This is a genomic window from Bradyrhizobium sp. CIR48 (assembly GCF_014198315.1).
Lineage (GTDB): Bacteria > Pseudomonadota > Alphaproteobacteria > Rhizobiales > Xanthobacteraceae > Bradyrhizobium.
Genome location: NZ_JACIHG010000012.1, coordinates 246,527 through 258,117, shown reverse-complemented (window position 1 = coordinate 258,117; position 11,591 = coordinate 246,527). Strand labels below are relative to the sequence as shown.

Below are 11,591 nucleotides of genomic sequence, written 5' to 3'. Positions count from 1 at the left end.
CTCTCTCGCGCTAGCTCAATCGTCGCCGCAGCGTCGCCGACGGCGTCTCGCCGAATTTTTCGCGGTAGGCGCCGGCCATGCGGCTGAGATGGGTGAAGCCGAGATCGAAGGCGATCTCGGTGATGGAGGCATCGGGCGCGGCCTGCGCCAGGCGGGCGTGCAGACCGGCGAGGCGCATGTCGAGCAGCATCTGCGAGATCGACAGGCCGAAGTGACGGCGGAAGCCGAGCTGGAGCGCGCGGATGCCGATGCCGGCGGCACAGGCGAGCTGTGCAAGGTCGAGCGGCTCGCCGGCATTGTCCGCAAGATGGTCCCGCGCCGCGCGGAGCGCGCGCGGCAGCCGCTCGGCCTGCCCCGAAAACGTTTGAATCGCATCCGACAGGCCATGGCGCTGACCGTTGAGCAGGTGATCGAGCAGCAGCTCGCGCCAATCGGCCATCGCGACCGCCGACAGCCGGCCGGAGGGACCGAGACGTTCGGCGAGCTTCATCAACTCGGCGAGACTACCGCGCAAGGCGCGCCCGGCCGGCGCCTCCAAATCGATCACGGGATCGAACTCGACCGTGCCTGACGCCCTGCCCGACAGCGCCGCGGCGCGCTGCTCGACCATGCGGCGGTCAAACAGCAGGATCGCCTGCGCGCAGTCGCGCCACATCATCCGGGTCGGGATCGTCGGCGACAGCAGCGACGCCGTCCGCTCCGGCGCGGCGTCGAGCTCGGTCGTGCCGGCGCGAATATAGGCCGTGCCGGTGAGCGGGACCTGCACCAGGAAGAAGCGCTCGAGGCAGCCCGGATCGATGCCGACCGATCCGCCATAGGCCACGTAATTGATGGAAAAGCCGTCGAAGCCGGCGCAATTGTGCCGGGCGGAGAAGCCGGCCGCGCGCGCCTGTGCCGGCTTGAGATCGTGCGGGCAGAAGATGCGCCCGATCTGTTCGGCCGCTTCGTCGACATCGTCGGTGGTGACGCGGGCGAAATCCGCGAGCCGGTCGGCCGCGGGCGCCCTTGCGCTCATTTCCAGCACGGCTGCGGACATGGTCGACCACGCTTCGCGTCACGGAATTGCTTTAAGCCTATAATAGTTCCCCGGACGCGGAAAGGGCGGCGTCGGCAAAAATCGTCATGCTGCAGGGCAACAGGCGCTGGCGGATTCGTTTAGCGGATAGACAGGCGACCCATTGTTGACTGAAGCTCCATCCTCGCCGAAATCCATGGGAGAGCGCCATGACTGCACCTGAAAAGTCTGCACCTGAAAAGACTGCACTCGAAAAGGGCATTACCGCCGCTGGCACAGGCTACGGCGGCAAGAGCTGGAACATTCTGGGCCAAGTCTACTTCCCCAAGGCCGTCACCGACTCCACCTTTGCGTTCGAGACCAACAGCGATCCCGGCCAGTTCGTCCCGGTGCACATCCATCCGACCCAGGACGAGTTCATCCTGGTGCAGGAGGGCACGCTCGACCTCAAGCTCGATGGCAAATGGGTCAAGGCTCACGCCGGCGACCTCGTGCGCATGCCGCGCGGCATCCCGCACGGCTATTTCAACAAGTCCGATAAGCCGTGCCGCGCGCTGTTCTGGGTCTCGCCGATGCAGAAGCTGGAGGCGCTGTTCAACCAGCTGCATAATCTGACCGACCCTGCCGAGGTCGTGCGCATCTCGGCGCTGCATGAGGTCGACTTCCTGCCGCCCGAGGCCAACGACTAGGCACGAGCCCCTCGTCCACTTTCATCTGCTTGCAGCTCCGCCGGCCGCGCCTTGCGGCTGAACGAGGCCGCTTGCGCGCGGAAAACACATCGATTGCGAGCAAACCCATGATCCCTCCCAAGCATGTCTGCGTAATCGGCGCCGGCGTCTCCGGCCTTGCCGCCGCCAAGGCGTTCTCCAGCCGCGGCCACCGCGTCACCATCGTCGAGCGCAGCGCCGATCTCGGCGGCGTCTGGGAGCCGGCGCGCTCCTACCCTGACGTGCAGACCCAGAGCCCGAAGGAGCTCTATCGCTACACCGACCGCGCCATGCCGGAGGCCTATCCGGAATGGCCGACCGGGCCTCAGGTGCATGCTTATCTCGCCGATTATGCCAGAAGCTTCGGTCTCGACCGCATGCTGCGCCTTGGCACCGAGGTCGCCGGCATGGCGCGCCGCGCCGACGGCAAGCCGGGCTGGACCCTCGCATTGAAAAACAAGGACGGCGCGACCACGGACGAGGATTTCGATTTCGTCGCGGTCTGCACCGGGCAGTTCAACGAGCCGCGCGAGCTGCATTGCCCCGGCGAGGACGCCTTTCTGGCCCAGGGCGGGCAGATCCTGCATTCGTCGAAATACGGCGATCCCACGCTGGCGAAAGGACGCCGAATCGTCGTGCTCGGCGGCTCGAAATCGGCGACCGACATCGCCGTCAACGCGGTGAAATCGGGCGCGCGCGAGGTCACCATCGTGATGCGCGAGCCGGTCTGGCGCATTCCCTATTTCATCGGCGGGCTCGTGAACTTCAAGCGCATCCTCTACATCCGCGCGCAGGAGGAGATGTTTCCGGGCTGGGGCATCGGCGCGATGACGCGGCTCGCGCACCGCATCGCCGCGCCGCTGGTGTGGGCGAACTGGCGCGGGCTGGAGAGCCTGCTCAAGGCGCAGCTCAAGCTCGGCCGCTGCAAGATGGTGCCGAAGGAGCGGATCGAGGACGGCGTCAATTGCTCGGTTCCGATCGCAACGCCCGGATTCTACCCGATGGTCGCCGACGGCCGCATCAAGGCGGTGTTCGGCACCTTCGGCCATTATGACGGCGACAGCATCGTGATGAGCGGCGGCGAGCGCATCGGCGCCGACGTCGCGGTGCTCGCGATCGGCTACAAGCTCGGCGTGCCGTTCCTGCCCGCGGCCTACAAGCAGAAGCTGGTCGATGCCGACGGGCAGTACCGGCTCTACCGCCTGATCGCCAACCCTGACCTGCCCGAGCTCGGCTTCGTCGGCTTCAACTCGTCGTTCTGCACCGTGCTCTGCGCCGACCTCGCCGCCAACTGGCTGGTACGCTATGCCGACGGCCAGCTCGCCAACCAGCCGACGGCGCGGCAAATGCATGACAACATCGAGATGATGTTGCACTTCAGGCGCGTCGAACGGCCCGCCGCGGGGGTCTATGGCGGCCTCTGCGTCGCGCCTTATCACTACCGCCATTTCGACGAGCTAATGGCCGACATCGGCGCGAAGAACCAGAAGACCGGCGGGCTCAAAGGGCGCTTCCAGCCGCCGGATGCGGATGCCTATGCGAAATTCCTGGCGACGGCGCCGGACTATCGCGCGGCCTGAGCAGAAGAATTGCGGCTGAGCGGGATTTGCATCTCGCCAGCCCTCGCCTCCAATGCTTACGATCTCCCTGGCATCGAATCGATGGGAAACGGCCATGGGATCCAGACGTCTTGCCGCCACGGTTTTTGCGGCTGTTGCCTTCTTCGTCGCGGCGCCCGCCGTCGGACAACAGCGCGCGCTCACGCCGAAGCAATCCGAGGCGCTCGCCACCTATGAGCGGGCGCTCGGCAATTTCAAGTCGATCCTCGCCGAGCGTCGGCGCCAGATCGATGGCAAGGAGCCGCTGCCGAATCTCCCTGGACAGGCGCTCTATCTCGCCCGCGTCGCCGTGATCAGTTCTTACAAGGATCTCACCGACGCCATGCCGTCACGGATCGGCCGGCCCAACAAGTTCGAGATTCCTCCGGCCTATTTCGATGCCGACATCGAGCCGCTGATCGACGAATATTCAAAACTGTTCGACGTCATGGAGGCGCCGCCGGCGAATGCCCAGAACTCGCCGACGCCGTTCAAGGACGTCGTCGATCTCGCGACAGTGATCGCGCGCGCCAAGGGGCTTGCGCCCGCCCACGCCGACGCTGCGGGGCGCATCAGCCTCGGGCTGTTCTTTGCCGAGACCAACGGCAAGCAGAACGTCCGCAACGGACGCTCGAACACCTATATGGGCAGCTTCCAGACCGGCCCCTCCGAAGACCGCAACGGCCACAGGAAATGGGAGGCCATCAAGGGCGAGATCGCCGCGATCGATCCTGCCTTAAGCGCGCGCGACGACAAGGAGGAGGCGCGGGCGCGCGGCACCGATCACCGCTTCAATCACTGGACCAATGTGCGCGACGGGCTGATGAACGCACATGCGGATGTATTCCGTGAGATCCCTGGAATCGTGAAGACGCTGCCCGACCCGATCGACCAGATGAAGCTGTTCGAATTGATCCAGATCGTTCCCACCCCGACGAGATCGGCGCTCAAGTCTGGCGACCTCCTGAACTACAGGGTGTCTAGCCCGACGATCATGAAGCATCTGCGCAACAACAGCATCTTTGCCTTCGGACAGGCCGACCGGGCGCGCAGCTCGGCAAGCTTCCGCGAGATCCTCGCCGCGATGTGGCTGTTCAACCGGAAGTTCGAGAAGGCGATGGCGAAATACGCTGAGATCAAGCCGCGCTAACGATCGGTTGCAAATGCTACCGGAAATTGTAGCCTCGCGATCTCTTCGACGGCACGGACAATGTCATGCGCATTCTCATTCTCGGCGGCAGCCAGTTTCTCGGGCGCGCGATCGCCGCTCACGCCTGCGCCACAGGCCACGACGTGACTTGCGCAGCCCGCGGGCTCGCGGGGCCGATCGCCCCGGGCGCACGCTTTGTGCGGATCGACCGCGATGTCGCCGACGGTCTTGCGCCGCTCGTCGGCGAGACGTTCGACGCTGTCGTCGACGTCTCGCGTCATCCCGGCCAGGTCCGCCGCGCGGTCGTGGCGCTGAAGCGGCCAAATGTGCATTGGACCTTCGTCTCCACGATCAGCGTGTATGCGGACAATCGCATACCGGGACAACGCGCCGACACGGCGCCATTGCGCGAGCCTGCGGCCGAGGATCTGGAGCACAGTACCGATGCCATTTACGGCGCGGCCAAGGTCGCCTGCGAACAGGCGGTCGGCGGCGATGCCTTCATCTGCCGTGCCGGCCTGATCGCAGGGCCGGAGGACCCGACCGGGCGCTTCGCCTACTGGCCGGCGCGGCTCGCGCGCGGTGGCGAGGTGCTTGCGCCGGGATCGTCTGACGACGCCGTCCAGTTCATCGATGTCCGCGACCTCGCGCAATGGATCGTGCATGCGGCGGAAGTTCGCCTCACCGGCATCTATGACGGGATTGGACCAGTGCGCTCGCGCGGCGAGTTCCTGGCCGAATGCGCATCGGCGCTGAACGCATCCTGCACGTTCACCTGGGTCGATCGGGCGTTCCTCGAGGCACACGACGTTCGGCGTTGGGCTGGTCCGCGGTCATTGCCGATATGGTTGCCTTTGCCCGACTTCGCCGGATTCCTGACACGCGACACCTCGCCGGCTCGCGAGGCCGGACTGACCGCGCGACCACCGGGAGACACCGCGCGCGACACGCTGCATTGGCTTCACATCAGCGGCGGCCCGGTCGTCGGGCTCACTGGCGATGAAGAGAAGGACGTGCTCGCCGCGTGGCACGCGAAAAGAGTGACCCAAGTCTCCGGCCTGTAGCCGTCTGTCAGCGTCTTCGGGAAGGCGAAGAAATCCGCCTCAAAGTCGCTTGGTGAAATGGTAGCGGCGAATGCCGCCGCCCAGCGTCTTGTTGCTGGAGGCATTGGCGATCTCTTCGCGCACGTTCTCATATCCCGCGTTACGATACAGCGCCAGCGCATCCTCCTGAAGCTCGGACGTACTCAGCTGCAACTGCAGACGATCGCGATGGCGGCACTCCTGCTCGGCAAACGCCAGCATCTTTCGCGCAATGCCGCGGCGCCGCGCCGCGGGAGCGACGTACATGCGCCGTAACTCCATCGCATGCTCGCCAAGGGCCTCTAGTCCAAACATACCAACGATTTCGTCGCCATCGACAGCGACCCAAAAACCGCCGTTCCGGCTCGAATAATAATCGGAGAGCCGATCTATCTCCTCTGCGAGCGAGCGGCTAATGTATCTTTCAAACGCCTCCTCCAAGCGCGCTGGCGCCAACAGACGATTTACCCGGATGAACAGCTCCCGCACAGGAACTGCATCGGGCGGTGAGAAGGCGCGAATCTGAATCTCTCTTGTCATGGAGCCGCAGCCGTCACTCCGTCCGGATCTGCGAATCCTTCAGGCCGTTGTCGTCATAGGCCTTGCGCAGCGTGCCGTTGGTCGTGGCCTCGGTCATGAACTTGGTGACGAAGGCCAACGCCTGCTGATGGCCGAGCGGCACGGCGACGGCGGTCACCGTCTTCTTAAAGGTCTCGTCCAGCACCTTCGTCCCCGGAATCTTCTGCGCCATCTTGTTGAGCTGGTCGCGCGACAGTGCGAAGGCGTCGATCTCGCCGCTCCTGAGCAGGCCGAAGATCTCGTCATAGGTCTGATAGCCCGTGACGGTCGCATGCTTCAGATGCGCGATCGCGCCGCGCATGGTGGTGGTGGCGTTGACGGCCGCGACCTTGATGCCAAGTTGGTCGAGCGTCGCAAAATTGCTGAGGTTCGAGCCGGGCTTGACGATATAGGTGGCGTCCGCGACCTCGTAGATCGGGCCGAACATCATCTTGGTCTCGCGCTCGGGATCCCTAGGGAGCCAGGTGACATCCCACGTGCCTTTGCCAGCCGCGTCGGTGATCTGTCCGGAGTTCTGGTGGACGACATATTCGACGGGGACGCCGAGCTGGGCGGCCATCGCCTTGCCGAGATCGACGGGCACGCCGGCATAGCCGGCTTCGGTCTTGGTCGACCAGAATGCGCCGCCTGCGGGGCTGATGGCGATCGCGACCCGCAGCTTGCCGGTCGGTGCGATCTCGTCCTTCAGAGCGTCTGCTAGCGCCGGCATGGCGACCATCGCTGCGAGAACGAGGCCGGCAAGGCCCGAGCGGAGGGACGTGGGCATGTCATGTTCTCCTCACCTTTTCTTCTTTTCTTCTTGGCTTCTTCCCGGCTGACTCGCGTAGCGTCACACGGTCTTTGACACAATTCTGGTCGATCGTGCGCTCGGTGAAAAGCGGTTTGTCATGACAAATCTGTCAAAGGCCACACCGCCCTGTGCAGCGCAAGGCCGGCGACTGCCATGGCTATGGTGTTCCACGGCCGGTCATTTGTTGGTAGCCTGCCGCACCGACAGACGATACTCGGGGGCTAGCGAATGACCTCATCGAATCCCGCATCTCCTGCACGGCGCAATGAAGCGTGGAGACAGGCCGGGCGGACACTGGCCGCCGCTGCGGCCGTGGTCGCGCTGGCCGGTTGCGAGGACAAGAACACGTTCGTGGCACCGCCGCCGCCCAAGGTGGACGTGGCAACGCCGGTGCAGCGTCCGGTCACGCGCTACATCGAAGCCACCGGCAACACCGCGCCGATCAAGAGCGTCGATCTCGTGGCGCGGGTGCAGGGCTTCCTGCAATCAATCGACTATCAGGACGGCGCCTTCGTCAAGCAGGGCACCCAGCTCTTCACGATCGAGCCCGAGACCTACAAGCTCAAGGTCGAGCAGGCGAAGGCGGCCGAGGTCGGCGCCCAGGCCACGGTCAAGCAGGCCGAAGCCGATTTCAAGCGGCAGGTCGAGCTCGTGCAGCGCCAGGCGGTCTCGCAATCCACCTTGGACACCTCGACATCGACCCGCGACAACGCGCAGGCCAACCTCCAACAGGCCCAGGTCAATACGAGGCTAGCCGAGGTCAATTACGGCTACACCAGGGTGACGGCGCCGTTTGACGGCATCGTCAGCGCCCACCTGGTCTCGGTCGGCGAGCTCGTCGGCGTCTCCTCGCCGACCCAGCTCGCCTCCATCGTCGCGATGGATCCGATCTGGGTGAACTTCACGGTCAACGAGCAGGACGTGCTGCGCATCCGCGCCGAAGCTGCCCGCCGCGGATTGACCCCCGCCGACATGAAGCAATTCCCGATTCAGGTGGGACTGCAGACCGAGACCGGCTATCCGCATGAGGGCAAGCTCGACTACGTCTCGCCGACCCTCAATACATCAACCGGCACGCTCGCGGTGCGCGGCGTCGTGCCCAACGACAAGCGGGTGCTGCTGCCCGGTTATTTCGTCCGGGTGCGCGTGCCCTTCGACCAGGAGAAGAGCGCCCTGCTCGTCCCCGACACCGCGCTCGGCAGCGACCAGGGCGGCCGCTATCTGCTGGTGGTCAACGGCGACAACGTCGTCGAGCAGCGCAAGGTGCAGATCGGCCCCGTCGACAACGGCCTGCGCGTCATCGAAAGCGGCTTGAAGCCGGAGGACCGCGTCGTCATCGCGGGGCTGCTGCGGGTGATCCCGGGCCAGAAGATCGATCCGCAAACAACGAAGATCGAGCAGCCGCAGGCGTCTGCCAAGTAGGAGCGCCAGCCATGATCTCAAAGTTCTTCATCGAGCGGCCGGTCCTGTCGAACGTCATCGCGCTGTTGATGATCCTGATCGGTGGCGTCGCGCTGTTCAATCTCGCTATCGCGCAATACCCCGACGTGGTGCCGCCGACCGTGCAGGTCACCACGCGCTATCCCGGCGCCAGCGCCAAGACCGTGATCGACACCGTGGCGCTGCCGATCGAGCAGCAGGTCAACGGCGTCGAGGACATGCTCTACATGCAGTCCTACAGCGGTTCCGACGGTACCTATACGCTGACCGTGACCTTCAAGATCGGCACCGACCTCAACTTCGCGCAGGTGCTGGTACAGAACCGCGTCTCCAGCGCATTGTCGCAGTTGCCGCAGGCCGTGCAGAACCAGGGCGTCACCGTGCAGAAGCGGTCGACCTCGATCCTGCTGTTCGTGACGCTGACCTCGCCGGATTCGAGATACGACAGCCTTTACCTAAGCAATTACGCCACCATCAACATCCGCGACGAGCTCTCCCGCCTGCCCGGCGTCGGCAACGTCACCGTGTTCGGCGCCGGCCAGTATTCGATGCGCGTCTGGCTCGATCCGAACAAGCTGCAGGTCCGTGGCCTCGTGCCGCAGGACGTCATCAACGCAATCCAGCAGCAGAGCCAGCAGGTCTCCGCCGGCCAGGTCGGCGCGCCGCCGACACCGCCGGGACAGGCATTCCAGTACACGCTCAACGTCAACGGACGGCTCGACGACACCAGCCAGTTCGAGGACATCATCGTCAAGTCGGGCAGCAGCGGCGACGTCACGCGGGTGCGCGACGTCGGCTGGGTCGAGCTGGGGGCGCAGACCTACAGCCAGATCTTTTCGCTCAACAAGCAGCCGGCCGTCGGCATCGGCGTATTCCAGTCGCCCGGCGCCAACGCGCTCCAGGTCGAGCAGGCCGTCGAGAAGAAGATGGCGGACCTCGCCAAGCGGTTCCCGGAAGGCATCAAATACGACACGCCGTTCGACACCACCAAATTCGTCGAGGCCTCGGTGCACGAGGTCTACATGACACTGATCGAGGCCGGCCTCTTGGTGCTGGTCGTGATCCTCGTGTTCCTGCAGGACTGGCGCGCGATGCTGGTGCCGGCGACGACCGTGCCTGTCACCATCATCGGCGCCTTCGCCGCGATGGCGGCGCTCGGCTTCACCATCAACATGTCGACGCTGTTCGCGATCGTGCTCGCGATCGGCATCGTGGTCGACGACGCCATCGTCGTGGTGGAAGGCGCAGCCCACAACATCGAGCAGGGCATGAACGGCCACGACGCCGCGATCAAGGCGATGGACCAGCTGTTCGCGCCGATCGTCGGCATCACGCTGGTGCTGATCTCGGTGTTTTTGCCGGCCTCGTTCCTCGCCGGGCTCACAGGGCGCATCTATTCGCAATTCGCGCTGGTGATCGCGGCGACCGCGCTGCTCTCCGCCATCAACGCGGCGACGCTGAAGCCGACGCAATGCGCGCTGTGGCTGCGGCCGACGGTGCCGCCCGAGCAGCGCAATTTCTTCTACAGAGGTTTCAACGCGGTCTATGACCGCGTCGAGCGCGGCTACACACGACTGATCACCTTCCTCGTCAAGCACGCCACCATCTCGGTCGCGTTCGCGCTGCTGGTGATCGGCGCCAGCGGCTACGGCCTGTCGCGGGTGCCGACCGGCTTCCTGCCGATCGAGGACCAGGGCTATCTGATCGCCGCCGTGCAGCTGCCCGACGGCGCCGCGCTGGAGCGGACGCAAGCCGTGCTCGACAGAGCGAGCGGGCTGATCAAGGAGACGCCTGGCGTGGCGCAGGTCATCACCATCGCCGGCATCTCCGCGCTCGACAACAGCGCCAGCCTTGCCAATGCCGGCGTTGCCTACATCATCCTGAAGGATTGGGATGCGCGCAAAGGCCCCGGCGAGGATCTGCGCTCGCTGGTGTACGGGCTCAACGACAAGCTCGCCACCATCATGGAGGCGCGCACGCTGGTGCTGCCGCCGCCGCCGATCCAGGGCATCGGCAACGCCGCCGGCTTCTCGATGCAGGTCGAGCTGCGCGACGGCAACAGCGATTTCGCCAAGCTGCAGGCGATCACCGGCGCGATGGTCAGCAACGGCCAGAGCCAGAGCGCGCTGCAGCGCGTGCAGTCCTCGTTCCGCTCCTCGGTGCCGCAGTTCAACGTCGAGATCGACCGGGTCAAGACCCAGACGCTGCACGTCACGACGGATCAGGTGTTCTCGGCGCTGTCGACCTATCTCGGCTCGTCCTATGTCAACCAGTTCAACAAGTTCGGCCGCGTGTTCCAGGTCTACACCCAGGCCGATCCGGCGTTCCGCGTCACCGAGCGCGACATCGCCAACATGCAGGTGCGCAACTCGAACGGCGACATGATCCCGATCGGCACCGTCGCCAAGATCACGCCGGCCACGGGACCGTCGCTGATCAGCCTCTACAATCTCTATCCGTCCTCGACCGTGATCGGCCTGCCGGCGCAGGGATACTCCTCCGGCCAGTCGCTGAAGCTGATGGAGGAGATCGCCGACAAGACGCTGCCGCCGGGCACCGGCTACGAGTGGACGGCGATGTCCTATCAGGAGAAGGCGGTCAGCAACCAGATCTACTGGGTGTTCGGCCTTGCCATGCTGCTGGTCTATCTCGTGCTCGCCGGCCAGTATGAGAGCTGGTACGCGCCGATCTCGGTGATCCTCGCGGTGCCGCTGTCGCTGCTCGGGCCGATGCTGATCCTCTCCGGCTTGAAGATCGACAACAACCTTTACTGCCAGATCGGCCTGATCCTGCTGATCGCGCTGTCGGCCAAGAACGCGATCCTGATCGTCGAGGTCGGGCTGGAGCTGCACGGCCGTGACGGCAAGCCGGTGGTGGAGGCCGCGATCGAGGCGGCGCGTGCGCGCTTCCGCCCGATCCTGATGACCTCCTTCGCCTTCATCCTCGGTGTGGTGCCGCTGGTGCTCGCCACTGGCGCCGGCGCCAGCGCGCGCAAGTCGATCGGCATCACCGTCTTCTCCGGCATGCTGGCCTCGACCTGCCTCGCCGTGCTGTTCGTGCCGGCCTTCTTCGTGGTGGTGCAGCGTTTCGAGAACTGGCGGGCGAGCAAGAAGGCGGTGAAGGTGGAGACTGTGGCGGAGGTGAAGTCGTAAGGGTTGGTTTGGATCAGCGGCGCCGCGAGTTCGGTGTAACCTCTCCCGCTTGCGGGAGAGGGAGCGCACCAGCAGTCG

General features: G+C 65.0%; 9 protein-coding genes. 6 read left to right on the top strand and 3 right to left on the bottom strand.

What is annotated here, in order from left to right:
* Positions 1-10: 10 nt before the first annotated feature.
* Positions 11-1,036, bottom strand: a complete 1,026-nt coding sequence (locus GGD66_RS32710) for an AraC family transcriptional regulator (protein ID WP_183260596.1) — start codon at positions 1,034-1,036, stop codon at positions 11-13.
* Between the two features lie 188 nt (positions 1,037-1,224).
* Between GGD66_RS32710 and GGD66_RS32705 the strand changes: the two genes are divergently transcribed.
* From GGD66_RS32705 to GGD66_RS32690, 4 genes are all read left to right on the top strand, one after another.
* Positions 1,225-1,704: a cupin domain-containing protein gene (locus tag GGD66_RS32705; RefSeq protein WP_018318566.1), complete on the top strand. Its 480-nt coding sequence runs from the start codon at positions 1,225-1,227 to the stop codon at positions 1,702-1,704.
* Positions 1,705-1,811: 107 nt separating this feature from the next.
* Positions 1,812-3,302 (top strand): NAD(P)/FAD-dependent oxidoreductase, encoded by a 1,491-nt coding sequence (locus GGD66_RS32700; RefSeq protein ID WP_183260594.1) that lies wholly within the window; start codon positions 1,812-1,814, stop codon positions 3,300-3,302.
* 94 nt (positions 3,303-3,396) lie between these two features.
* The gene (locus GGD66_RS32695) at positions 3,397-4,470 is read left to right on the top strand and encodes a hypothetical protein (protein ID WP_183260592.1); all 1,074 of its coding nucleotides are present in this window, start codon (positions 3,397-3,399) and stop codon (positions 4,468-4,470) included.
* A 65-nt stretch (positions 4,471-4,535) separates the two neighbouring features.
* Positions 4,536-5,534 carry an NAD-dependent epimerase/dehydratase family protein gene (locus tag GGD66_RS32690; RefSeq protein ID WP_183260589.1) on the top strand — a complete coding sequence of 333 codons (999 nt, stop codon included), beginning with the start codon at positions 4,536-4,538 and terminating at the stop codon, positions 5,532-5,534.
* 39 nt (positions 5,535-5,573) lie between these two features.
* Here the strand turns inward: GGD66_RS32690 and GGD66_RS32685 are convergent, their stop codons facing one another.
* Both GGD66_RS32685 and GGD66_RS32680 read right to left on the bottom strand, forming a co-directional pair.
* Entirely contained in the window at positions 5,574-6,092 is a 519-nt protein-coding gene (locus GGD66_RS32685; protein ID WP_183260586.1) for a GNAT family N-acetyltransferase, read from the bottom strand.
* A gap of 13 nt (positions 6,093-6,105) precedes the next feature.
* A complete protein-coding gene (locus tag GGD66_RS32680; RefSeq protein WP_183260584.1) occupies positions 6,106-6,897 on the bottom strand; it encodes an ABC transporter substrate-binding protein in 792 nt (263 codons plus the stop codon).
* Between the two features lie 252 nt (positions 6,898-7,149).
* Here GGD66_RS32680 and GGD66_RS32675 point away from each other — a divergent pair, with 252 nt between their 5' ends.
* Together GGD66_RS32675 and GGD66_RS32670 are read left to right on the top strand one after the other, a co-directional pair.
* On the top strand, positions 7,150-8,343 hold the full coding sequence (locus GGD66_RS32675) for an efflux RND transporter periplasmic adaptor subunit (RefSeq protein WP_183260581.1): 1,194 nt from the start codon (positions 7,150-7,152) through the stop codon (positions 8,341-8,343).
* 11 nt (positions 8,344-8,354) lie between these two features.
* Positions 8,355-11,513: an efflux RND transporter permease subunit gene (locus GGD66_RS32670; RefSeq protein ID WP_183260578.1), complete on the top strand. Its 3,159-nt coding sequence runs from the start codon at positions 8,355-8,357 to the stop codon at positions 11,511-11,513.
* Positions 11,514-11,591: the final 78 nt, after the last annotated feature.